Here is a 25,223-nt window from a genome sequence, read left to right as displayed (position 1 = left end):
CGGCGGGCCCCTTCCCTCTCCCGATGGGAAAGGGAGGGAGGCGCGAAGCGCCGGAAGGGTGAGGGTGACCGGCACACCCTACCCCTTCCGCTCCCGAAAATCCGCCGGGTCAATGCCGTGGCGCGTCACCTTGTCGTAGAAGGTCTTGCGCGGGATGCCGAGGTCTTCGAGCGCGCGGACCACGCGGCCGCCGGCGCGGGTGAGTGCCGCGCGGATCGCCTCCGCCTCGAACGCCGCGACCTGGCTTGGCAGATCGGTGCGAGCCGGCGCTAACGATTGCGGCGCGACGCCGAGCACGCTCTCAAAGGCGAAGTTGCGCAGTTCGCGGACGTTGCCGGGCCAGCCGTGCTCGACGATCCTTCGCGCCGCTGCTGCGCCGACAACGGCGTCGTGGCGACCGGTCTGCGCCTTCACCTCCTCGACGAACACCGCGAACAGCCGCTGCGCATCGTCGCCGCGCTCACGCAGCGGCGGCACGCGCAGGCGGACGGTGTCGAGGCGGTAGAACAGATCGGCGCGGAATGTGCCGGCCGCGACCGCGGCGGACAGGTCGGCCTTCGTCGTCGCCACCACACGCAGGTCGACCGATTGCGGACGGTTCGCCCCGATCGGTAGCACCTCCCGCTCCTCCAGCACGCGCAGCAGCGCCGCTTGTACCGACAGCGGCATGCTGTCGATCTCGTCGAGCAGGAGCGTGCCGCCGCTCGATGCCGCGATCTGACCGTCGCGCGACAGGCGGGTGTGGCCGACGCTGTCGGCGGCGTGGCCGAACAGCTCGACCAGCGCGGACTCGGCGGTCAGCGCAGCGCAATTCACCGCGATCAGCGGCCGTCCGCGCCGCGGCCCCTGGCGGTGGAGCAGATGCGCGACGATCTCCTTGCCCGTCCCCGTCTCGCCCTCGATCAGCACATCGACGTCTGCGGTGGAAAGCGTGCGGATCGTGGCGCGCAGCCGCTCCATCGCCGGGCTGTCGCCGATCAGCGGGCTGTCGCCGTCGCTCGCCTCGGCCAGCGCGCGCAGCCGCCGGTTCTCGGTCACCAGCGCGCGGCGTTCGAGCGCGCGGGCGATGCCGGCCAGCAGGTGATCGATCGCGAACGGCTTGGTGAGGAAGTCGAACACCCCGTCGTGAAGTGCGGAGACCGCCATCGCCACGTCGCCGTGACCGGTGACGAGGATGACGGGCAGGTCGGGATCGAGCGCCCGCACCGCCGCCGCGAAGGCGAGGCCATCCATCCCCGGCATGCGGATGTCGGACACGATCACGCCGTCGAACCCCTTCGACAGCGTCGCGAGCGCCCGCCGCGCGTCGGCATGGGCGACAACGGTGTGCCCCGCCAGCCGCAGCGACTGTTCGACCGCATCGCGCAGCGTGTCGTCGTCCTCGACCAGCATCACCGTCATGACGCGACCCGCAGTTCGAGTTCGAAGCGCGCCCCGTCCGCACCGGGCCGGTAGCGCAACTCGCCACCAAGCTCGCGCGCGATGTCGCGAGCGATGGCAAGGCCCAAGCCCAGCCCTTCAGGCTTGGCGGTGGCGAAGGGGGTGAAGAGCTGATCGACGATATCCGCCGCCACACCCGGCCCGTTGTCGGCGACGGTCAGCACAACGCAGTCGCCGTCCTGCGCGGCCGACAGCGTCACCCGCGCGTCGCCGCGTCTCGCCACCGCATCGAGCGCGTTCTGCAGCAGGTTGATGACGACTTGTTCGATGCGCACGCGGTCGCCCATGACCGCCGTCGCACGGATCGCCTCGTCCACGCCGACGCTGACGATGCCGCGCGATCGTTCGCCCAGGATCAGCAGCACACCGTCGATGACCGCGCCGACCGTCACCGTGCCGCCGCTGGGCGTGCGCCGCCGCGCGAAGCTGCGCAGCTCGCCCGTGATGCGACCGATGCGATCGGCGAGCGCGACGATGCGGTCGAGATTGCCGCGCGCATCGCCGGTATCGCCGCGATCGAGGAAGCGCGCGCCGTTCTCGGCATAGGCGCGGATCGCGGCGACCGGCTGATTGATCTCATGCGCGACGCCCGCGGTGATCTGCCCCAGCGTTCCCAGCCGATTGGCCTGCGCCAGCTCCTCGCGCGCCGCACGATAGCGCAGGTCGCTCGCCAGCCGCTCCTCCGATTCCGCGCGCAACTCGGCGGTGCGCGCCTGCACCTCCGCCTCCAGCGTCGCCCGCGCCTCGCGTTGCAGGCGGCGGGTGTCGTGGGCGCGGACGGCGAGCGCAGCGCCGATGCCGGCGGCGATCAGCGCCAGCAACGTCCACACCGCCGCGACCAGCCGCGCGGCGGACTGGGCGGGGTCGAGCGGGCTGAGGTGGTAAAGGCGCGCGCCCGCGATCGGCGCGGGCACGCTGGCAATGCGGTAGCGTGCCGGCCGTGCGCTCAGCGTCGCGGTGGCGTTGGCGCCGTCGACCGCGATCGGCGCGCTTTCGGGTGCGCCCGATCCGAACTGCAGCGTGCGGCGCGCGTCGTCGACCAGCCGCGGGTCGGGCGGACCCAGCGTCCTGAACCGCCAGTCGGGGACGCTGGTGACGAGGATACCGCCCCGCGCATCGACGACGAAACTGGCGCCGGTCGCGCGCGCCCAGGCCGCCTCGATCGCGTCGAACTCGACCTTCACGACGACGACACCGAGCGCACGGCCGTCGCGCTCGACCCGGCGGGCGAGATACAGCCCCGGCCGCCCGCTGACGGTGCCCAGCGCGAACAGCTCCGCCTGCCCCCGCGCCATCGCGTCGCGGAAATAGGGGCGGAAGCCGTAGTTCTTGCCGACGAAGCTGGTCGGCCGTCGCCAGTTGCTGGCGGCGACGGTCAGACCGGCGCGGTCGATGACGTAGATGTCGGCGGCATCGGTCCGCCCCGCGAGCAGTTCCAGTGTGCGGTCGAGTGCCGGCCGCGCCCTGGCATCGCCGGTCAGGGCGGCGGCAACGTCGGGATATTCGACGAGGACGAGCGGCAGCAGGCGAAACTTCTGCAACTCGCTTTCGAGCAGGCCGACATGGGTGCGCGCCAGCGTCGCCGCATCGCCGTCCGCCACCCCCGCACCGCGCGCGCGCGCCCAGCGGTCGACCAGCAGCGCGGAGACGAACACCAGCAGCAGCGCGGCGGCGATGATCCAGCGCTGGCGACGACTCGGCATGTGCGGATTATGACGCACAAAGCGGTTCGCGGTGGCGAATTTCCGCACGCTTCGTTCGCCACATTTCGCGCACGATGCGTTATTATGGTTTTCTTTCAAATGCTTGGGTCGCATGCACCCCGTGTGTGACCGCCAGCCCACCCTCGCCTATCCTCGCCGCGACCTCCGTCCAAGGAGGCGTGCAGGTCGCGGAGAAGGATGCATGATCGTCACTACCGAGCGTTCGCCGGACGCCGCCACGCTGGCGCGCATACCCTTTTATCGCCACCTCTATGTCCAGGTGCTCGTCGCAATCGTCGCGGGCGTGCTGCTCGGCCATTTCTATCCCGTCACCGGTGAAGCGCTGAAGCCGCTGGGCGACGGTTTCATCAAGCTGGTGAAGATGGTGATCGCGCCCGTCATCTTCCTGACGGTGGTCACCGGGATCGCGGGGATGCGTGAGCTCGCGACCGTGGGTCGCGTCGCGGCGAAGGCCTTCGGCTACTTCCTGTTCTTCTCGACGCTGGCGCTCGTCATCGGGCTGATCGTCGCCAATGTCGTGCAGCCGGGCGCGGGGATGAACGTCGATCCCGCCACGCTGAACGCCGGTGCGATCGCCGACTATGCACACAAGGCGGAGGAATCGACGCTCACCGCATTTGTGATGGGCATCATCCCGACGACGATGCCCTCGGCGCTGACCGACGGATCGATCCTGCAGACCTTGTTCGTCGCGATCCTGTTCGGCGTGTCGCTGACATTGGTCGGCAAGCCCGCCGAGCCGGTGCTCGACTTCCTCGAGCGCATCACGCTCGTCGTGTTCCGCATCGTCGGCATTCTGATGAAGGCGGCGCCGATCGGCGCGTTCGGCGCGATGGCGTTCACGATCGGGAAGTACGGCGTCGGCAGCCTCGTGAACCTCGGCGCGCTGGTCGCGACCTTCTATCTCACCTCGCTGTTCTTCGTGATCGTCGTGCTGGGCGCGGTGGCGCGGGCGCACGGCTTCTCGATCCTGAAGCTGATCGCCTATCTGAAGGCCGAGCTGCTGCTGGTGCTCGGCACCTCGTCGTCGGAGGCCGCGCTGCCCAGCTTGATGGCGAAGCTGGAGCGCGCCGGCTGCGACAAGGGGGTCGTCGGACTGGTCGTCCCCACCGGCTACAGCTTCAACCTCGACGGCACCAACATCTACATGACGCTTGCCGCGCTGTTCATCGCGCAGGCGACGGGGATCGAACTGAGCTGGGGCCAGCAGGCCGCGCTGCTGGGCGTGGCGATGCTGTCGTCGAAGGGCGCGGCCGGGGTCACCGGCGCGGGCTTCATCACGCTCGCCGCGACGCTCAGCATCGTGCCGTCGGTGCCGGTCGCGGGCATGGCGCTGATCCTGGGCGTCGACCGCTTCATGAGCGAGTGCCGCAGCCTCACCAACTTCACCGGCAACGCCGTCGCCGCGATCGTCGTGGCGCGGTGGGAGGGTAAGCTCGACCGGGCGCGCCTGACCGAGGTGCTGAACAACCGTCGCATCAGCGATGCCGAGACGATCGACGAGGACGACGCGCTGGTGACGGTGCGCTGACACTGACCTGACCGTGCGCCGGCCGAAGCGGACACCGCCGGCCGGCGCACGAAGACAACGATAAGAAATTCGGAGGAGAGAATGATGAAAGCGATGTTTCACGCCGGCAGTGCGCTGGCCGCGCTGATCGCCGCGCAGGCGGCTCACGCGCAGGATGCCCCGCCCCCGCCGCCCGCCCCGGCCGCGGAGAGCGTCCCCGGCCTGACCGCCTCGACGCAGACCGACGCCAGCGCGACCGCGCCCGCCGCCGGTCAGGATATCGTCGTCGTGGGCTCCCAGATCCGCGGGTCGAGCACCACCGCCGCGCTGCCCGTCTCCGTCATCGACACCGCGCAGATCGACGCGACCGGCGCGGTATCGGGCGACGAGCTGTTCCGATCGATCCCGCAGGCCGGCGACGTGACGTTTAACGAGGCGAACAATCCGCAGACATCGAACGCGGCGCGCGGCGACGTCGGATCGATCAACCTGCGCAACCTGGGCGTCGGCAACACGCTGGTGCTGCTCAACGGCCGCCGCCTCGTCCAGCATCCGACCAGCCAGGCCGGCGACGGCAACGTGCCGGTGCTCGGCTACAATTCCAACGCGCTGCCCGTCGCCGGGATCGAGCGGCTGGAAATCCTGCGCGATGGCGCCGCCGCCATCTATGGCGCGGACGCGGTGGCGGGCGTGGTCAACACCGTCACCAAATCGAACGTCAACGGCGGTCAGGTCGACCTGCGCTACGGCGGGGCGGAGGGCACGCACCGGCGCGAGTTCCAGGCGACCGGCCTGCTCGGCACCGACTTCGCCGGCGGGCGCGGCAACGTATCGGTGTACCTCGACTATACGCACCGCACCGCGCAGCTGGCCGAGGATCGCGACTACACTGCGACCGACAATCTGCTGTCCTATTTCGCCGACGATCCACGCTTCGCCGGCAACCTGACCGCGGACGGCCGCGCCACACAGTCGCCGTGGGCGAACCTGGCCGTCGTCGGCGGCCCCGGCACGATCCGCCGCGGCACGACCGCGTTGACGTCGTCGGCCGGCGCGTTCCACACCCAGTCGATCCTCAACCCCGGCTGCGTCCAGACGGTGAACACCGACACCTGCATCGGAACGGGCACGCGTGCGACCGCGACGACGTTGCGCTCCGAACGCTTCGACACGCGGCCCGGCACGACGGTGTCGCCGCGCATCGCGCGCTTCAACAGCTTCCTGTCGGCACATTACGACCTCAGCGATACGGTAACCGCCTATACCGAGCTCGCCTATTACCGCGCCGACACGCGGCGCGTGCAGCCGCCGACGATCAACCTGAACACGATCGTCATCCCGGCCAGCAACTACTGGAACCCGTTCGGTCCGACGACCTTCGCAAACGGCGCCGCGAACCCGAACCGTATCGCCGGGCTGACCAACGTCCCCGCCGCCGGTCTGCCGGTGCGCCTGTCGACCTATCGCTTCGTCGATGCCGGCTATCAGGTGGTGAATGTCGAGAACTGGCAGTCGCGCTTCCTGGGGGGCCTCCGCGGTCAGATCGGCAGCTTCGATTTCGACACCGCGCTGCTCTATTCCGAAGCGCAGGCGACCGACGTGTCGAATGCGATCGACATGACGAAGCTGCAACAGGCGCTCGCACTGTCGACGCCCGAGGCCTACAACCCGTTCAGCGGCGGATGTTCGGCGACCCCCAGTCTGAACGACTGCACGCCGTCGTCGCAGGCGACGATCGACAGCTTCGGCTTCGACCTGACCCGCCGGTCGCGCACCACGCTGGCGCTTGCCGATTTCAAGGTGTCGCGCGCCGACCTGTTGTCGCTGCCCGGCGGCAACCTCGGCATCGCGCTGGGCGTCGAGGCGCGGCGCGAGACGCAAGCGGACATCCGCGACGCCAACGTCAACGGCACCAACCAGTTCGTCGATGCGGTGACGGGCGAGCGCAACCTGTCGAACACCGCGGCGGTCAGCCCGACGCCCTCGACGCGCGGGCGGCGTACCGTCTTCTCCGCGTTCGGCGAGCTGGCGGTGCCGGTCGTGTCGCCATCGATGAACGTGCCGCTGGTCCATCGGCTGGAGCTGCAGCTGGCCGGGCGGTACGAGCATTACAGCGACTTCGGCTCGGTCGCGAAGCCGAAGGTCGCCGCCGCGCTCGACATCGTTGAGGGCTTCCGCTTCCGCGGCTCCTATTCGATGGGCTTCCGCGCGCCGAACCTCGAACAGACCAACACGGTCCAGTACTCGCGGCTGGGCAGCAACACCGATTTCCTGCGGTGCGAGGCCGATTTGCGCGCGCGGCGGATCGCCAACTTCGGGGCATGCGGCCGGGCGGTCAGCTATTCGATCTTCGTATCGGGCAATCCCGACCTGAAGCCCGAGGAGAGCACGAGCTGGACCGCCGGCGTTGTCGTTCAGCCCGACTTCGGCAACCCGGCGCTCGGCCGGTTGACGCTGACCGCCGATTACTGGTCGATCGACCAGACCGGCATCGTCGGCCAGTTCGGACCGCAGAACGCGCTGGTGCTCGATTATCTGCTGCGTCAGCAGGGATCGTCGAACCCGAACGTGGTGCGCGCCGCCGTCACCGCCGACGACACGCCGATCTTCGCCGGCACCGGCCTCGCTCCCGCCGGCGTCGTCACGCAGATCAACGACCAGTTCACCAACCTGCTGCCGCAGACGGTGCAGGGCATCGATCTCGCGCTGCTCTACAACGTCCGCACCGGCATCGGGAAGTTCGATCTCGCGCTGAATGCCGCGCATCTCGTCAAGTTCAGCCGCGAGACGCCGCCCGCCGTCGCCGCGCTGTTCGACGCGCGCGCCGCAGGTCAAATTAACCCCGCCACCCCCCTGACCGACGCCACCGACCTGATCGAACAGCGCGGCCGGCCGAAGTGGCGGCTGTCGGGATCGCTGACGTGGAGCCTGAAGCGCTTCCAGATCGGCGGGTTCGTCAACTACACCGCCGATGTCGACGACACCGCCTTCCTCGACGCGAACGGCCTGCCCTATGTCGTGCGCGGGCAGGCGACGGCGAACCTCTATGCGCAATACCGGTTCAAGGGCGGCGCGCTGGACGATACGCGCATCCGTGTCGGTGCGCGCAACATCTTCGACACCGATCCGCCGATCACGGCTGACGGCTTCCTCGGCTCGCTCTACACCCCCTATGGCCGCTACTGGTACGGCTCGATCAGCAAGAGGTTCTGATGCGGATGTTCGCCCTCCTCGCCCTCGCGGCCATCGCCATGCCGGCCGCCGCGCAGGTCGCGCCGCCGGTCGTTCGCACCGTCGCCGCCCGCCCGGCGGCGGGACCGGCCCGCACGATTCTGTTCATCGGCAACAGCTTCACGCAGGGCGCGCATTCGGCGGTACGCAACTACCGTGCGAACACGGTGACCGACCTGAACGGCGACGGTTACGGCGGCGTGCCGGCGCTGTTCAAGCGCTTCGCCGAGCAGGCCGGGCTGAACTTCGCGGTCAGCCTGGAGACGCAGGGCGGGCGCTCGCTCGGCTTCCATCTGGCGGAGCGTTCGGCGCGGTTCGATCGTGCGTGGGACATCGTCGTGCTGCAGGAATTCTCGACGCTCGACCGGCAACGGCCCGGCGACGCGACCGCCTATATCCGCGATGCCGCCACGCTGGCGACGATGTTCACCCGCCGCAACCGCGCGGTCGAGGTGCTGCTGATGCCGACGTGGACCCGCGCCGATCAGGTCTATCGCGGCAACGGGCCGTGGGCGAACACGCCGGTCAACCGCATGGCCGACGACCTCTACACCGCCGCGGTCCGCGCCCGCGCCGCGTCGCGCGACATCGACGGGCTGATCCCGGTCGGCCTCGCCTGGAACCGGGCTTTCTCGGCCGGTGTGGCCGACCCTAACCCCTATGACGGCACCAGCTTCGGCCAGCTCGATCTCTGGGCCTACGACCAGTATCATGCCAGCGTCGCTGGCTATTATCTGGAGGCGCTGGTCGTTTTCGGACGTATCACCGGCGTCGATCCGCGCACGCTGGGACCAAGCGAACTCTGCGCCGACGAACTCGGCCTGTCAGACGCGCAGGCGGTGGCGCTGCAGCGCGTGGCGGCGGAAACGCTGGCAGTGACCAGCGGGCGATAGCATCTAGGAAACCGGTGTCATGATCGCTATGCTCCCGCAAAAGCGTTGGGAGAGGTAGCGATGAAGCGCGGTCTGTTGATGTGCGTGGCACTGGCACTGGCGGTGGCGGCCCCGGCGGGCGCCGGTGTGATCGGGCGGATGACGCCGGCCGAACCGATCACCGTCGAACGGATCGCGACATTGCCCGCTGCCGATCGCGCGGCCTGGACCACCTATCTCGACCGCTCCGCCCGGCTGATGGCTGCGGACAAGGCGGCGCTGGCGGCAGAGCGCCGCGGCCTCTCCGCCGTCCCGCCGAGCCCAGCCAACGGGCCGTCAGGCGGCGGCGGCATGGCGCTCGACCGCGCGGCCGACTTCTACGCCTCGGCCGAAGCACGCCGCATCGCCGACACGATCGTCAGCTTCCAGACGCCCGCCGGCGGCTGGGGCAAGAACATGGACCGCGCCGGCCCGGCGCGCCTGCGCGGGCAAAGCTGGGTCGTCATCGAAAAGCTGCCGGCCAACGCAGTCGACGACATCAAGGCCGATCCCAGCTGGCGCTACGTCGGCACGATCGACAACAATGCCACGATCGACGAAATCCGCTATCTGGCGCGCGTACAGGCGTCGGCACCGGGCGCGCCCGGCGAGGCGTATCGCGCCGCGGCGCTGAAGGGTTTGCGCTATGTCCTCGCCGCGCAGTTCCCGAACGGCGGCTGGCCGCAGGTCTATCCGTTGCAGGGCGGCTATCACGACGCGATCACCTTCAACGACGGTGCGCTGGCGCAGGCGGCCGCGCTGATGCTCGATGCGAGCGCGCGCAGCGGCGACTTCGGCTTCGTCCCCGCCGATCTGGCGACCGAGGCGCGGGGGTCGGCGAATCGCGCGCGCGACATCATCCTGCGCACGCAGGTCGTGATCGACGGCAAGCGGACGGTGTGGGGGCAGCAGCATGATGCGCTGACCCTCGCACCCGTCGGCGCGCGCAACTTCGAACCCAATGCGTTGTCGGCGGACGAGAGTGCGCAGCTGCTGCGCTTCCTGATGCTCCAGCCCGACCGGTCGCCAGCGGTACAGGCGGCGGTGGCGGCGGGTGTCGCGTGGCTGCAGGCGCATGCGCTGGCCGACGTCGAGTGGCAGCGCAAGCCGACCGGACCCGAGGGCCGGCGGCTGCTCCCCAAGCCCGGTGCCGGGCCGCTCTGGGCGCGCTTCTATGACGCGAAGACCGGCAAGCCGGTGTTCGGCGACCGCGACCGCACGGTGCACGACGACGTCAACGACATCAGCGTCGAGCGCCGCAACGGCTACAGCTGGTTCGGCACCTCCCCCGCGAGCACGATCGCTGCCTATCCCAAGTGGCGCGCGAAGGCCTCGTAAGGATCGACGCCGCGCCCCCTGCGTATATGCAGCGCGAAGGGGCAGGTGCATGACCGACACGACCGGACGACCGTGGTGGGAACGCGGCACCGTCTACCAGATCTATCCGCGATCGTTTCAAGACAGCGACGGTGGCGGCATCGGTGACCTCGCCGGGATCGAGCGGCGGCTGGACCACGTCGTGGCGCTCGGTGTCGATGCGATCTGGCTGTCGCCATTCTTCCCATCGCCGATGGCGGACTTCGGTTATGACGTCGCCGATTATTGCGGGGTCGATGCGTTGTTCGGCGACCTCGCCGTCTTCGACCGGCTGATCGCCGCGATCCATGCGCGCGGGCTGAAGTTGATCCTCGATTACGTGCCCAACCACAGTTCGGACCGGCACCCGTGGTTCGTCGAAAGCCGCTCGTCGCGCGACAATCCGAAGCGCGACTGGTACGTCTGGCGCGATCCCGCCCCGGAGGGCGGGCCGCCCAACAACTGGGTCAGCGATTTCGGCGGTTCGGCGTGGGAATGGGACGCGGCGACCGGGCAATATTACCTCCACGCCTTCCTGAAGGAACAGCCCGACCTCAACTGGCGCAACCCGGGGCTGCGCGCGGCGATGACGGACGTGCTGCGCTTCTGGATGGATTGCGGCGTCGACGGATTCCGCATGGACGTGCTGTGGCACATCGTGAAGCATGCCGACCTGCCCGACAATCCGGTCAACCCCGCCTGGACGCCCAGCATGCGCGAGCGGGACCGGCTGATCCAGCGCTACTCGACCGACCAGCCCGAGGCGCATGCGATCGCCGCCGACCTGCGCGCGCTGGCGGACAGTTACGGCGACCGCGTGCTGATCGGCGAGATCTTCCTGCCCAACGCGGCGCACGCGAAATGGTACGGGACGCCCGAGCGCCCGGAAGTCCACTTGCCGTTCAATTTCCAGCTGGTCGAGAACGACTGGGACGCTGCCGTCCTGCGCCGTGTCATCGCCGACTACGAAGCGTCGCTGCCCGCGTTCGGTTGGCCCAACTGGGTGTTCGGCAGCCACGACGCGCCGCGCATCGCCGCGCGGATCGGCGAGGCACAGGCGCGCGTTGCGGCGATGCTGTTGCTGACGCTGCGCGGCACACCGACGCTGTATCAGGGCGACGAGATCGGCATCGGCGAGGTCGTCATCCCGCCCGATCGCATCCGCGATCCGCAGGATTTGCGGGAGCCTGGTCTGGGCATCGGCCGCGACCGGTCGCGCACGCCGATGCCGTGGGACGGCGGCGAGCATGCCGGGTTCAGCGCGGTCGAGCCGTGGCTGCCGCTCAACCCCGACTGGCGCACCCGCAACGTGGCAGCGCAGGCGGACGACCCGGCCTCGATGCTGACGCTCTACAGGCGCCTATTGGCGCTCAGGCGGGCGGAGCCGGCGCTGTCGGTCGGCGCGATGACGCTGCTCGACGCGCCGGAGGGCGTGCTGGCCTATACCCGCGCGCATGACGGCCGTTCGCTGCGCATCATGCTCAATCTGACGGGGCGGGACGTTGAGGTCGACTGGAGCGGCGCGGTGCTGCTCTCGACCCTCGCCGACGCACCCATGCCCGGCACCCTGCGCGCCAACGAAGGACTTATCCTCGCATGAAGATCGCCATGCTCGCGCCCATCGCATGGCGGACGCCGCCGCGCGCCTATGGTCCGTGGGAGCTCGTCACCAGCCTGCTGACAGAGGCGCTGGTCGCGCGCGGTGTCGACGTCACGCTGTTCGCGACGCAGGACAGCATCACCGCGGCGACGCTGGATGGCGTCGTTCCCGCCTCCTACAACGACGACCCGTCGATCGATGCGAAGGTGTGGGAGTTCCGCCACCTCGCGCATCTGTTCGAGCGGGCGGACCGTTTCGACCTGATCCACAACCAGGCGGATTTTCCGGCGCACGCGTTTTCCGGGCTGACTGAAACGCCGATGGTGACGACGATCCACGGCTTCTCGTCCGACCGTATCCTGCCGATGTACGCGCCCTATCAGGGCCGGGTGCATTATGTGGCGATCAGCGATGCCGATCGGCACCCCGCGCTCAACTATGCCGCGACGATCCATCACGGTATTCGCCTCGACGACTTCCCGTTCGATGCGGAGGGCAGCGACGGCCTGCTGTTCTTCGGCCGCATCCATCCCGACAAGGGGGCGAAGGAGGCGATTGCCGCGGCGAGGGCGAGCGGGCGGAGCCTCGATCTCTACGGTCTGGTGCAGGACGCACCCTATCACGACCGGGAGGTCGCACCGGCGCTCGGCGACACGATCCGCTATCACGGGCCGGTCGGTGGTGAGACGCGGGTGCGGGCATTGGGCGGGGCTCGGGCACTTCTTCATCTGATCGGATTCGACGAGCCGTTCGGGCTGTCCGTGGTCGAGGCGATGGCGTGCGGGACGCCGGTGATCGCATTCGACCGGGGATCGATGCCCGAGCTGATCGAGGACGGCGTCAACGGCTTCCTGGTCGATACCGTGGACGAGGCGGTGCAGGCGATCGAGCGGGTCGGCGAGCTTGACCGCGCCGCGGTGCGCGGGACGGTGGTGGAGCGCTTCTCGGTCGATCGCATGGCCGACGCCTATATCGCGCTCTACAAGCGCATCCTCGGTCAGCCGCCCGCGTAGCGCAACCCGATCCACAGCGTGCGCGGGGTCGCGCGCTCGATCACATTCGCGCCGCTGATCCCCGCCTCGACCCGCGCGTCGGCGATATTCTCGGCCCGCGCCTCGACCGACAGGCCGCGCCCGAGCGGCAACACCGTGATGGCGTCGAAGGTGGTGGCGGGTGCGAGGCTGCGGCTGTTCTGATCGTCGTCGAACTGGCGCGCGACATGGCGGACGGTCGCCGACAGCAGCGCCGAGTTTTGCGACCAGCCGAGCGTTGCCGAAACCTGATCGCGCGGCGTCTGCGCCGGCACCAGCCCATCGAGCGCGATGGCGGCCCCCGATGCATCGACGCGCGACCGCACGCGGCTCCACGACGCGCGGGCGAAGGCGGCACCGCGCGTCGCCTCGGCATCGATCTCCACCCCGCGCGAGCGCACCGCGTCGAGGTTGCCGCGCACGCGGTAGACCCCGCCCGCCGCGACGAAGCCGACGCCGGGGAAGGTGCCGGGCCCGCGCGCGACGGTGATGTTGGCGATGGCGTCGTCCAGCCGGTTGTCGAACCACGTCGCCGCAACGCGCACGCCGCGCGACGGCGTCAGCGTCGCGCCGACCTCATAGCCCGACAGGCGCTCGGGGTTCAGCGCGGCATTGGCGGCGGTCGCATCGGCACCGACACGGAACGGGCGGTAGAGTTCGTTGAGCGTCGGCAAGCGCCAGCCGCGATAGGCGGCGCTGCGCAACGTCAGCGGTGCCGCGACCCGCCACGCGACGCCGACCCGCCCGGTTTCCTCCTGCCCCGAACGAGCGGCGAAGCGCAGGTCGGTCAGCGTCGCCCCACCAGCGATCGGCCGTTCGGACAGAAAGCCGCCGTCGATCGTCCAGCGATCGATCCGCCCGCCCGCCGCCAGCGTCACCGCGCCCAGCTCGACGCTGCCGTCCGCAAACACGCCGTAGCTGCGCGTGGCACCCCCCGCCTCCCGCCGCCGCGTCGGCAGCGCGTTCTGGAAGGTATAGAGTTCCTGCGTCCGCCCGGTCACATCGCGCAGATCCGCGCCCAGCCGCAGCGTCACGCGATCCCCCAGCGGCGGCGCCACCTCGATCCGCGCACCGAGGCCGGTCGCGGGCGTGTTGTACTGGTCGAGCGTCTGCGTCGCCGTCGTCCGCGCGGCATCGACGCTCGCGAAGCTCGACGCGAACCCGCGGGTCTGGACATAGGCTAGCGCCGACCAGCCCCATCGCCCGCGCCCGACAAAGCGCAGGCTGGCGTCCGCGCCCTGGCTGCGGTTGGCGGTGAAGGCGGTGCCGCGTTCCCGTCGATCGGTGAAGGCGGCGACATTGGCCTGCAGCTCGGTATCGGCGCCGATACCGATCACCGCGCGCACCGCACCCGACGCCTGCTCGTAAGGCGCCGCGCGATCGACGGCCCCGCGGCGTTCGGCGACGGTGGGCACGAAGCCGTCGCCGCGCGCATAGGCGCCCGACACGGTCGCGAAGCCGTCGCCGCGCACCAGCGCCGCCGACGCCTGCGCATCGACGCCCGCGCGAATGCCGTAGCTCAGGCGAGCGTTGACACCGCGCAGCTGATCCGGCGCCGCGCTGTCGAGTTCGATCGTGCCGGCGAGCGCACCCGGCCCGTAATAGCCGCTACCCCCGCCGCGCGTCACCCGCACCTGCCCCAATCGGTCGGTCGCATAGGCCGGAAACGCCACCCAGCCGCCGAACGGATCGGCCTGCGGTACGCCGTCGAGGATCAGCAGCGCGCGGCTCGACGCGGTGCCGCCGATGCCGCGCAGAGAGATGCCCTGGCTGGTCGGGTTGGCCGAGCGCGCATCGCTGCGCCGGAATTGCTGCAGCCCGGCGACGTCGCCGAGCACACTCTCCAGTCGATTGGCCGCACTGCCGGTGATGCGATCGCGGTCGATCGTCACCACGCCGACGGTACGATCGGCGGGCGACGCCTCCAGCCCGCGACCGGTCACGACGATATCGGCGGGTTGTCGCTCCTGTGCCCCGGCAGCGGCGGGGACGAGGGAGAGGCCGCAGGCGACATGGGCCATGGCCCGGAGCGACGGTCGAGCGCCGCCAAAGTTTACCGAAACGTCCTTCATTCGTCCCCCGTCGTCACTTTCGCTACCTTTGTCGCTTTTGCCCGGATGCGGGCGACGGGAGGGCGATCGTCCCCCGCGAAGCATATCCCGGCGATGTAGGACAGCGGTTTCGCGCGTGGGGTCAGCGCCACCGGGCGGCGAAGTTCGGGGAAGCGATGAAGCTGGCCGGCACCGGCGCGGTGGGCGGCGGATCGCAAACGCCCTCCTCGATATAATGCAGCGCCGATGTCAGGCCGTTGCGCGAGAAGGGCTTGGGGATCACGCCGTGCGCGCCGGCGAAGTCCTCGGGGATCTTCTTGGGGTTCGCGGTCACGAAGACGATCACCGTATCCGCCCAGCGCTGCTGGATCAGCGCGGAGACGTCGAGGCCGCTCGATCCCCGCGCCAGCTGGATATCGACGAAGGCGAGGTGCGGCGCGGGGCTGTCGGGCAAGGCCGCGACCTCGTCGATGCAGGCCGCTTCCGCCATGATGTCGTGGCCGCAATCCTCGACGATCGCCTCGATATCCATCGCCAGCAGCACCTCGTCCTCGACGACGAGCACGCGCAACGGAGCCTGATTGAACGTCATCATCCGTTCTCCACTGGAAAGCGGACGGTCACGCACGCGCCCGGATTGGCAGCGCTCCACGTGGTTTCGGCGCCGACCTGTCGTGACAGCCGCTGGATCAACGCACGTCCCAGCCGGTCCTTCGACATCTCGCCGGTGATGCCGGGTCCGTCGTCGGCGATGGTGATGACCGCCTTGCCGTCGCTCTGCGTGGCGGTGACGGTCAGCACGCCGGGACGGCCTTCGGCATAGCCATGCTTGATCGCATTCGTCAGCACCTCGTTCAGCACCAGCCCGAGCGCAGCGGCATGGGACGACGGCACCTCGATCGCCTCGACCTCGGTCCTGATCTCGATATCGTCGCGCCCGCTGGAGCCCACCACGTCGGATGCCAGATTCTTCGTAAAGGCGCCGACGTCGAACCGCGTGATGTCCTCCGACTGGTACAGCCGGCGGTGGACGGTGGCGAGCGCATCGACCCGCTCCAGCATCGCCTCCAGCTTCGCGCCGATCGCGGGATCGTCGATCGTCCGCGCCTGCAACCGGATCAGCGAACCGATCATGGTCAGGTTGTTCTTCACCCGGTGATCGACCTCGTGCAGCAGCAGCGTCTTCGCCTCCAGCGCGGCCTGTAGATCGGCGGTGCGGCGCTCGACCTCGCGCTCGACCTGCGCCTTCTGCTGCTCGATTGCCTGACGCGCCTCGATCCGGTCAGTCACGTCGAGTTGCGAGGCGAAGAAGAACTCGATCTCCCCCGCGCGGTTATGCACGGGACTGATATAGAGCGCGTTCCAGAAGGTCGTGCCGTCCTTGCGATAATTGAGCAGGTCGATCTCGATATCGGTGCCGCCGGCGATCGCGGCGGCGATCTTCTTGACCGAGGCTTGGTCGCTGTCCGGTCCCTGCAGGAAGCGGCAGTTGCGGCCGATGATCTCGTCGCGGTCGTAGCCCGTCAGCGTCTGAAACGCTTCGTTGCAAAAGATGATCGGATTGTCGTCCATCCGCGGATCGGTGATGACCATCGGCATCCGCGTCGCCCGCACCGCCGCGGCAAAGGGATCGCCCTCGCCGCGTTCATGCGCGATGTCGTCGGTCAGGTGCCAATCGTCGCGTTGCTTCAAGGCCGTTCTCCACGGGGTGGGGGGCGGCGCCGTCACATCGCCTGACCAGCCAGCTTTAACCGACATGAGGCGCGGGCGTTCCAAGCCCGCTGTAGCGCGTTGCGATGGCGCGATTTTTCGGGCGCGGCGGCGCGATAGACCGGAACGAGCGCCGGGCGGCGATGTTCTGAACACGGGCACGACGCCCCGGGGAGATGGGCGTGCTGAAGCGGACTGACGACGGCCGAGCGACGACGGAACCGGTGGTGCGGCCCTCGACGGCCGTCCTCGCCGCGGCCATCGCCACATCGGCCGAAGCACGGATCATCCTGGTCGCCGAGGATGAGCGCCGGGCCGACGAGATCGCTCGGATGGCCGCCGCATTCGCGCCCGACGCCACGGTGGTGCACGTCCCGGCGAGCGACGCGCTGCCCGGTGACGCCGCCCCGCCCAGCGCCGCCAATGTCGGCCACCGGGTCGCGGCGCTGCGCCGCCTGCGCCTTGCGGTCCACGACGCGGCGGCGGAGCGCATCGTGCTGGTCCTGTCGGCGGAGGCGAGCGCGGTGCGCTATGCCGAGCCGGCCGCCTTCGGTGCCGCGCCGCCCGCGCTGACGGTCGGCGACGCGATCGACGCGACCGCCTTTGCCGAACTGGCGGAATCGCTCGGCTATATCGCCGACGACCGAGTAGACGAGGCGGGCGAGGTCGCGGTGCGCGGCGCGGTGATCGACCTGTTCCCCAGCGACCGCGAGACACCCGTCCGCATCGCCTTCACCGATGGCACGATCGATTCGATCCGCAGCTACGATCCGGTGACGCAGCTCGGCCTCGACGATCTGACGACGGTGACGATCGGACAGGCGAGCGACCCCGACGCGGGTGAAGGCGTGGCGATCACCGACCATCTGCCAGACGCGGTCGTGGCGGTCGACGGTGGCGCCGAGGCGCGGCGGGCGCGCTTCGTCGCGCTGGTGTCGGACGGCACGGCGCGGCGGCGGACGATCGCCAGCCTGGTCGATGATGCAGCTTGGGCCGACATCGTCCAAGCACATCGGATCGCACTGGACACCGACGAAGCTGCGCCGCCGCCACGCTTCGTCGAGCGGGCGGATCCGGTCCGCGCCTTCCGCCGCTTCGCCCGCGCGACGCTCGCCGATAGCCGCATGGTCATCGCCGGATCGGCACGCGACCTGCGCTTCATCGCGGCCCGCGCGGGGCAGGACGTGGCACCGGTCGCCACGCTGGCAGAAGCGGCAGCGGCGCCGGTCGGCACGATCGCGACGATCGAGGCGCCGGTGCAGCGCGGCTTCGTCCACGGCGATCTGGTCGTCGTCGCCGCCGCCGACCTGCTCGGCAGCCGCGCGCGCCCGATCGACGAGCCGTCGCGCGGCGCCGCGGCGTTCGGGGACCAGAGCGAGCTGCATGTCGGCGACGTGGTGGTGCATGAGGATCACGGCATCGGCGTGGTCGTCGGGCTGGAAGCGCTGCCCGACGGTGGCGACGCGATCGTGCTGGAATATGCGAAGGACGCGCGCCGGCTGGTGCCGGTCGGCGATGCGGACCGGTTGTGGCGCTATGGCGCGGATCGCGATGCGGTGACGCTCGATACGCTGGACGGCGCGAGCTGGCTGAAACGCCGCGCGTCGATCGACGTGGCGATCGCCGAAAGCGCGCGGGCGCTGGCCGCCATCGCCGGCGAGCGCGATGCGCAGACCACCGCGCCGATCGTGCCCGACAACGCCGCCTACGAACGCTTCGCGGCGACCTTCCCCTTCCCCGAAACCGCCGACCAGTCGCGCGCGATCGCCGCTGTCCGGGGCGATCTGGCGAGCGGGCGGCCGATGGACCGGCTGGTCGTCGGCGACGTGGGCTATGGCAAGACCGAGGTTGCGTTGCGCGCCGCGGCGCTGGTGGCGCTGTCGGGGCGGCAGGTCGCGATCGTCGCGCCGACGACGGTGCTGGTGCGCCAGCATCTCGACACCATTCGCCAGCGCTTCGCGGGTACGGGATGCGAGGCGGTGGGCCTGTCGCGGCTGACGTCGGCGGCAGAGCGCAAGCGCATCCGCGCCGGGCTGGCCGACGGGTCGATCACGATCGTCGTCGGCACGTCCGCGGTGGCGGCGAAGGGCATCGACTACAAAGATCTCGCGCTGGTCGTGATCGACGAGGAGCAGCGCTTCGGCACCGCGGCGAAGGTGAAGCTGCGCGCGCTGGGGGCGGGGCACGTGCTGACGCTCAGCGCGACGCCGATCCCGCGCACGCTGCAATCCGCGCTCGTCGGGTTGCAGGCGATCTCGGTCATCGCCACCCCGCCCGCGCGGCGTCAGCCGATCCGCACCGTCGTCGATGCGTTCGACGACACGCTCGTCGCCCGTGCGCTGCGGCGTGAGCGGGCGCGGGGCGGGCAGAGCTTCGTCGTCGTACCGCGGATCGAGGACATCGCGCCGCTGGAAGCGAAGCTGAAGAAGCTGGTGCCGGAACTGGGTCTGGTGGCCGCGCACGGCAAGATGGATGCCGCCGCGCTGGACGAGGCGATGACCGGTTTCGCGGCGGGCGACGGCGACATATTGCTGGCGACCAACATCATCGAGGCGGGGCTGGACGTGCCGCGCGCCAACACGATGATCGTCCACCACGCCGACCGCTTCGGCCTGTCCCAGCTGCACCAGCTGCGCGGACGGGTCGGACGCGGCGGGCGGCGCGGGCAGATCCTGCTGCTGACCGACAAGGACGCTACGATCGCCGAGGCGACGCTGAAGCGGCTGCGGACGCTACAGGCGTTCGATCAGCTGGGCGCGGGCTTCGCGATCAGTGCGCGCGATCTCGACATGCGCGGCGCCGGCGACCTGGTGGGGGAGGAGCAGGCCGGTCACATGAAGCTGATCGGGACCGAACTCTACCAGCATCTGCTCGGCCATGCGCTCCGCGTCGCGCGCGGCGAGGCGGTCGACCGGTGGCAGCCGGTGCTGAACCTCGGGCTGGCGGGCAGCCTGCCGGAGGACTGGATTCCGGAGGTGGACATTCGACTGTCGCTCTATGCGCAGCTCGCGCATATCGACGACGCCGGCGCGCTCGACGTGTTCGAGGTCGAGCTGGAAGATCGCTTCGGTCCGCTGCCCGCGGCGGCGAGCCTGCTGCTCGCCACCGCGCGCACCGGCATGCTCGCCCGCGCCGCCGGCATCCGTCAGATCGACGTCGGCCCCGGCGCGATCGCGCTGACTCCGATCGACGCGAAGGCCGAGCCGCCCGCGCCGTTCGAGAGCGTCAAGGGACGCTGGCTGGCGCGCGAGCGGATCGACGATCCCGCCGATCGGCTCGCGCGGGTCGGTGCCCTGCTGGAGGAGCTTGCCGGTTAGAGCGCGACCGGCGTCAGCGGATATCCAGCATCACGATCGCCTTCGGCGGCAGCGTCACCGTCATCACGCCGTCCGCCAGCGCGGGCGCCGCGAACGGAGCGATGCGGACGGTGTCGGGCGCGTCGAATGTGTTGTGCGCGTCGATCGTCGCCGCGGTCAGGATACGGCCGGTAACGGTCGTGCCGGTCAGCCCCGCCAGCCGCAGCGTCACGGTCGAGGGCGCGTTGGGATCGACGTTGGTCAGGCCGACATGGACGACGCCATCGGCGCCGCGCACCGCGCTGGCGCTGACCGCTGGCAGGCTCCACTGGCCGCGCGTGTACAACCGCGTGCTGATATCGACCGGCAGCACGGTCCCGTCCTGATAATCCTTGTACAGGTCGAACACGTGATAGGTCGGCGTCTTCACCATGCGGGCGCCATCGGTCAGCAGCATTGCCTGCAGCACGTTGACCATCTGCGCGATGTTGGCGCCGCGGACGCGGTCGGCATGCTTGGCGAAGATGTCGAGGTTCAGCGACGCGATCATCGCGTCGCGCAGACTGTTCTGCTGATAGAGGAAGCCCGGCGTGCTGCCCGGTTCCTGATCGTACCAGCTGCCCCATTCGTCGACCAGGATGGCGACGCGCTTCTTCGGGTCATGCTTGTCCATCATCCGCGAATGGCCGGCGAGCAATTCGTCCATGCGGACGGTCTTCATCAGCGTGCGCGCCCAGGCATCCTCGTCGAAACCGGTTGCCGGCCCCTTCTTCGTCCAATTGTCAGGCAGCGTGTAATAATGGACGCCGATCGCGGCGAAGCGGTCGCCCGCCTGGCGCATCATCACGTCGGTCCAGTTGTAATCCTCCGCATTCGCCCCGCTCGCGACCTTGGTGATCGAGACGCCGCGCGGCACTTTGATGAACTCGCTGTAGCGCCGAGTCACGTCGGCGGCATATTCGGGCTTCATCGACCCGCCGCAGCCCCATAGCTCATTGCCGAGACCGAACATCGGCAGCTTCCACGGCTCCTTGCGGCCGTTCTTCGCGCGCTGCGTGGCGAGCGTCGATCCGGTCGGCGACGTCATATATTCGACCCACTCCGCCATCTCGCGCGGCGCAGCGGTGCCGACGTTGCCGGAGACATAGGCCTCCGCGCCGATCAGCTCGGCGAAGTCCATGAATTCATGCGTGCCGAACGCGTTGTTCTCGGTCACGCCGCCCCAGTGTGTGTTGATCTTCACAGGGCGCTGCTTGCGCGGACCGATGCCTTCGCGCCAGTTATACTCATCGGCAAAGCAGCCGCCGGGCCAGCGCACTTCCGGCACGCGGATCGCCTTCAGCGCATCGACGACGTCGCGGCGATAGCCCTTGATGTTCGGGATGCGGCTGTCCTCGCCCACCCAGATGCCGCCGTAGATGCCGGTGCCGAGGTGTTCGGCAAACTGGCCGAACATGCGCCGGTCGTACTTCGGACCGGGACGATCGCCGCGCACCGTGACGATCTCACCCTGCACGCCGACGCGCGGCGCGTCCTGTGCGTGCGCGGGGGCGGCGGCCAGCAGCGCCGCGCCCATCATCGTCGCCAGTGTGGTACGCATGTCCGTCATCCTCCCCTGTGGCGCCGGCGGTGCCGGTTGCCGTTCGAAGGGACTATGCACACGCCTAGCAGGCTCGTCAATTTGTCCGACTAATCCTCGGCGATCGCGCTGGTATGCCGTGTGTCGGGCATGCGGATATACACGATCAGCGACACCGCGATCATGGCGGTGACGTACCAGTAGAAGCCTTCCTCCCACCCCGCCTTCTTCAGGCTGAGCGCCACCCATTCCGCCGTGCCGCCGAAGATGGTGTTGGCAAGCGCATAGGGCAGCGCGACGCCGAGCGCGCGGATATGGGCGGGAAACAGCTCGGCCTTCACAACCGCGTTGATCGAGGTATAGCCGGTGACGATCACCAGCCCGCCCATCACGAGCAGAAAGGCGGTGAGCGGATCGCGCGTCGTCGCGAGCGTGGCGAACAGCGGATAGGTGCAGAGTACGCCCAGCACGCCGAAGCCGATCAGCAACGGCTTGCGCCCGATCCGGTCGCTGAGCGCGCCCGCCATCGGTTGCAGCAGCATGAAGACGAACAGCGTCCCGCCATTGATCCGCGCCGCCGTCTCGCGATCAAAGCCCGAGGTGTTGACGAGGAATTTCTGCATGTAGATCGAATAGGCGTAGAAGGCGAGCGTACCGCCCGCCGTCAGCAGCATCACCGTGATCGCCTGACGCGGATGATGGCGGAATAGCGCGGTCATGCTGGATTTGGGCGCGTCACTGACCTTCGCATTGATGAAGCTCTGCGTCTCCGCCAGCCCGCGGCGGATCCAGAAGACGACGACGGCCAGCGCCGCGCCGATCGCGAACGGGATGCGCCAGCCCCATGCCTCCAGCGCCGCTTCCGACAGGGTGAATTGCAGCAAGAGGAGCACGCCGATCGCGACGAGTTGGCCACCGATCAGTGTGACGTACTGGAAGGACGAGAAGAACCCGCGGCGGTTCTTGCCTGCCATTTCCGACAGATAGGTCGCGCTCGCGCCATATTCGCCACCGACCGACAGCCCCTGCAACAATCGCGCGACGACGAGGATCGCGGGCGCCAGCAGCCCGACGCTCTGATAGGTCGGCGCGATCGCGATCAGCAGCGAGCCGGCGCACATTAGCGTGACGGAGAGTGCCAGGCCGCTCTTGCGCCCCTTCCGGTCGGCATAGATGCCCATCATCCACGCGCCGAGCGGCCGCATGAAAAACCCGACCGCGAAGACCGCCGCGGCGCCGAGCAGTTCGGCGGTGGGATCGTCCGACGGGAAGAAGTGCGGCGCGAAATAGAGGGTGAAGGCGGCGTAGGCGTACCAGTCGTACCACTCCACCAGATTGCCGGTGGACCCGCCGACGATCGCCTTGAGGCGGTCGCGATTGTGGAGGGGGGCGGTGGTGGTCATGGGCGGCGTTCCTTTCGGGGGACGCCCCACCATAACCGTTCGTGCCGAGCGAAGTCGAAGCACTTTATGCCGAGGTCGATCGCTCTACCCTCCGTTCGGCCTGAGCGTAGTCGAAGGCCGTTCGCTCGCCAATGTGCTTCGACTTCGCTCAGCACGAACGAAAGCTCATGCCACTGCGGGAAGCTTCTCCAGATACTTGTCCAGCGTGATCGGATAGTCGCGCACGCGGATGCCGGTCGCATTGTACACCGCGTTGGCGACCGCCGCGCCGACGCCGCACAGGCCGAGTTCGCCGACGCCCTTCGCCTTCATCGGGTTCGCCTTGTCGTCCGCCTCGTCGAGGAACATCACGTCCTGGTGCGGGATGTCGGCGTGGACGGGGACTTCATAGCCGGCGAGGTCGTGGTTCACGAACAGGCCGAAGCGCGTGTCGACCGCCAGCTCCTCCATCAGCGCGGAGCCGACGCCCATCGTCATCGCGCCGATCATCTGGCTGCGCGCCGACTTGGGGTTGATGATCCGCCCCGCAGCGCCGACCGCGAGCATGCGGCGGACGCGGGTGACGCCGGTGTACATGTCCACGCCGACCTCGACGAAATGTGCGCCGAAGGTGGAAATCTGGTACGCCTTGTCGAGCTTGTCGTACTCGATCTTGTCCTCAGCCGTAAGCGCGCCGGCCTTGGCGGCATCGGCGAGCGATGCGGAGCGGTTGCCGCTGCGGACCTTGCCGCCCTCGAACACCGCGTCGGCCGAGTTGAAGCCCAGCCTTTGCGCGATGCTCTCGCGCAGCTTGACGCAGGCGGCATAGACGCCCGCGGTGGAATTGGCCGCGCCGAACTGACCGCCCGACCCCGCGGACACCGGATAGGCGCTGTCGCCCAGCTTCACGGTGACGGCGCTCATCGGCACGCCCATCATCTCGGCCGCGGTCTGCGCGATGATCGTGTAGCTGCCGGTGCCGATGTCGGTCATGTCGGTTTCGACCGTGACCTTGCCATTCTTCTCGAGCCGCACGCGCGCGGCGGAGGTGAAGTTGATGTGGTTGCGGAACGCGGCAGCGACGCCCATCCCCACCAGCCACTTGCCGTCGCGCACCTGCGCCGGCTTCGCGTTACGCTTCGACCAGCCGAACCGCGCGGCGCCTTCGTTCAGGCAGCGGGTGAGCTGGCGTTCCGAAAAGCTGCGCTCAGGCTTCTCGGGATCGACCTGCGTATCGTTCTTGATGCGGAAGGCGATGGGGTCCATCCCCAGCTTTTCCGCCATCTCGTCCATCGCGATTTCCAGCGCCATCATGCCGGGCGCCTCGCCCGGCGCGCGCATCGCGTTGCCCTCTGGCAGGTCGAGCACGGCGAGGCGCATCGACGTCAGCCGGTTGGCTCCGGCGTAGAGCAGCTTGGTCTGGTTGACCGCGGTCTCGGGCCCGCCGCCGGGCTGGTCGCCCGAACCGCTCTCATGCGCGATGGCGGTGATCGTGCCGTTGCGCTCCGCGCCGATACGGATGCGCTGGCGCGTCGCCGGGCGGTGGGTGGTGTTGTTGGCGATCTGCGGCCGCGTCAGCGCGACCTTGACCGGACGGCCCGCCGCCTTCGCGCCCAGCGCCGCCATCAGCGCGTCGGCGCGCAGGAACAGCTTCCCACCGAAACCGCCGCCCACGTATGGCGAAATCAGCCGCACCTTCTCCTTCGGCATGCCGAGCGTCTTGGCGAGGTCGCCACGGCCCCAAGCGATCATCTGGTTCGACGTCCACACGGTCAGCGCATCGCCCTCCCACGCGGCGATGGTCGCGAACGGCTCCATCATCGCATGGCTGTGATCGGGGGTGGTGTAGCGCGCGTCGAGCGTCACCGGCGCGGCGGCGAACGCCTTTTCGAAATCGCCGGTGCGGTCGGGCTTGGCAGGCTTGCCCTCCTCCTCGCCGGTCAGCGGCGCAGTCTTTAGCGCGGCGTCCAGATCGAACCGCCCGTCGGCGCGCGCATAGTCGACGCGGACTAGCGCGGCGGCGGCGCGGGCCTGTTCGAACGTCTCGGCGACGACGACCGCGATCGCCTGATGATAATGATCGACCTGCGGCCCGCCGAGCAGCTTCACCGTGTTGAAATTGCCCTTGGTCAGCTTGCCCGCATCCGCCGCGGTCACGATCGCGATGACGCCGGGCGAGGCGCGTGCGGCGTCGAGATCGATCGAGCGGATCGTGCCCTTGGCGACGCCGGCGCCGACGACGTGGCCATAGGCTGCGTTGGGCGCTTCGCGGTGATGCTCATAGGCGTAAGGCGCGCGGCCCGTGGTCTTGAGCGGACCGTCGATGCGGTCGAGCGGCTTGCCCACCACCGTCATGCGGTCGATGGGACTGGTGCCGGCGGGGGTGTCGAACTTCATGGCGA

Annotated in this window: 15 protein-coding genes; 7 read left to right on the top strand and 8 right to left on the bottom strand. The window is 69.2% G+C overall.

The genetic code is table 11. The features are described 5' to 3' along the window. Nucleotides 1–78: 78 nt before the first annotated feature. The gene (locus tag ACX40P_RS02885; protein ID WP_459124779.1) at nucleotides 79–1,401 is read right to left on the bottom strand and encodes a sigma-54-dependent transcriptional regulator; all 1,323 of its coding nucleotides are present in this window, start codon (nucleotides 1,399–1,401) and stop codon (nucleotides 79–81) included. Then, a complete protein-coding gene (locus tag ACX40P_RS02880; RefSeq protein WP_459124778.1) occupies nucleotides 1,398–3,143 on the bottom strand; it encodes a sensor histidine kinase in 1,746 nt (581 codons plus the stop codon). Before ACX40P_RS02880 ends, ACX40P_RS02885 begins: the two co-directional genes overlap by 4 nt. Before the next feature lie 202 nt (nucleotides 3,144–3,345). Between ACX40P_RS02880 and ACX40P_RS02875 the strand changes: the two genes are divergently transcribed. The 6 genes from ACX40P_RS02875 to ACX40P_RS02850 all read left to right on the top strand — a co-directional run bounded on the left by ACX40P_RS02875 (nucleotide 3,346) and on the right by ACX40P_RS02850 (nucleotide 12,785). Then, nucleotides 3,346–4,695, top strand: a complete 1,350-nt coding sequence (locus ACX40P_RS02875) for a dicarboxylate/amino acid:cation symporter (RefSeq protein ID WP_459124777.1) — start codon at nucleotides 3,346–3,348, stop codon at nucleotides 4,693–4,695. 84 nt (nucleotides 4,696–4,779) lie between these two features. Further along, nucleotides 4,780–7,887 (top strand): TonB-dependent receptor domain-containing protein, encoded by a 3,108-nt coding sequence (locus ACX40P_RS02870; RefSeq protein WP_459124776.1) that lies wholly within the window; start codon nucleotides 4,780–4,782, stop codon nucleotides 7,885–7,887. Beyond that, entirely contained in the window at nucleotides 7,887–8,798 is a 912-nt protein-coding gene (locus ACX40P_RS02865) for a DUF4886 domain-containing protein (protein ID WP_459124775.1), read from the top strand. Before ACX40P_RS02870 ends, ACX40P_RS02865 begins: the two co-directional genes overlap by 1 nt. A gap of 60 nt (nucleotides 8,799–8,858) precedes the next feature. Next, nucleotides 8,859–10,154 carry a pectate lyase gene (pelA, locus tag ACX40P_RS02860; RefSeq protein WP_459124774.1) on the top strand — a complete coding sequence of 432 codons (1,296 nt, stop codon included), beginning with the start codon at nucleotides 8,859–8,861 and terminating at the stop codon, nucleotides 10,152–10,154. Nucleotides 10,155–10,203: 49 nt separating this feature from the next. Next, a complete protein-coding gene (locus tag ACX40P_RS02855; RefSeq protein WP_459124773.1) occupies nucleotides 10,204–11,772 on the top strand; it encodes an alpha-amylase family glycosyl hydrolase in 1,569 nt (522 codons plus the stop codon). Continuing rightward, complete coding sequence (locus tag ACX40P_RS02850; protein WP_459124772.1) at nucleotides 11,769–12,785, top strand: glycosyltransferase family 4 protein; 1,017 nt, start codon at nucleotides 11,769–11,771, stop codon at nucleotides 12,783–12,785. Before ACX40P_RS02855 ends, ACX40P_RS02850 begins: the two co-directional genes overlap by 4 nt. Here ACX40P_RS02850 and ACX40P_RS02845 read toward each other — a convergent pair. The 3 genes from ACX40P_RS02845 to ACX40P_RS02835 all read right to left on the bottom strand — a co-directional run bounded on the left by ACX40P_RS02845 (nucleotide 12,770) and on the right by ACX40P_RS02835 (nucleotide 16,546). Beyond that, nucleotides 12,770–14,824, bottom strand: a complete 2,055-nt coding sequence (locus ACX40P_RS02845) for a TonB-dependent receptor (RefSeq protein WP_459124771.1) — start codon at nucleotides 14,822–14,824, stop codon at nucleotides 12,770–12,772. The genes ACX40P_RS02850 and ACX40P_RS02845 overlap by 16 nt on opposite strands. Nucleotides 14,825–14,996: 172 nt before the next feature. Next, on the bottom strand, nucleotides 14,997–15,446 hold the full coding sequence (locus tag ACX40P_RS02840; protein WP_459124770.1) for a response regulator: 450 nt from the start codon (nucleotides 15,444–15,446) through the stop codon (nucleotides 14,997–14,999). Next, entirely contained in the window at nucleotides 15,446–16,546 is a 1,101-nt protein-coding gene (locus tag ACX40P_RS02835; protein WP_459124769.1) for a PAS domain-containing protein, read from the bottom strand. Before ACX40P_RS02835 ends, ACX40P_RS02840 begins: the two co-directional genes overlap by 1 nt. A gap of 194 nt (nucleotides 16,547–16,740) precedes the next feature. On the opposite strand from ACX40P_RS02835, the gene ACX40P_RS02830 reads away from it, so the two are divergent. Then, entirely contained in the window at nucleotides 16,741–19,881 is a 3,141-nt protein-coding gene (locus tag ACX40P_RS02830; RefSeq protein WP_459124768.1) for a helicase-related protein, read from the top strand. A gap of 13 nt (nucleotides 19,882–19,894) precedes the next feature. Here the strand turns inward: ACX40P_RS02830 and ACX40P_RS02825 are convergent, their stop codons facing one another. The 3 genes from ACX40P_RS02825 to paoC all read right to left on the bottom strand — a co-directional run bounded on the left by ACX40P_RS02825 (nucleotide 19,895) and on the right by paoC (nucleotide 25,218). Next, entirely contained in the window at nucleotides 19,895–21,460 is a 1,566-nt protein-coding gene (locus tag ACX40P_RS02825) for an alpha-N-arabinofuranosidase (protein WP_459124767.1), read from the bottom strand. Between the two features lie 89 nt (nucleotides 21,461–21,549). Beyond that, on the bottom strand, nucleotides 21,550–22,842 hold the full coding sequence (locus tag ACX40P_RS02820) for an MFS transporter (protein ID WP_459124766.1): 1,293 nt from the start codon (nucleotides 22,840–22,842) through the stop codon (nucleotides 21,550–21,552). 165 nt (nucleotides 22,843–23,007) lie between these two features. Continuing rightward, complete coding sequence (gene paoC / locus ACX40P_RS02815) at nucleotides 23,008–25,218, bottom strand: aldehyde oxidoreductase molybdenum-binding subunit PaoC (protein WP_459124765.1); 2,211 nt, start codon at nucleotides 25,216–25,218, stop codon at nucleotides 23,008–23,010. Between the last annotated feature and the right edge of the window lie 5 nt (nucleotides 25,219–25,223).

The organism is Sphingomonas sp. RS2018 (genome assembly GCF_054489605.1).
The sequence above is the reverse complement of the archived record's forward strand: the minus strand, read 5'-3'. Positions and strand labels throughout refer to the sequence as shown.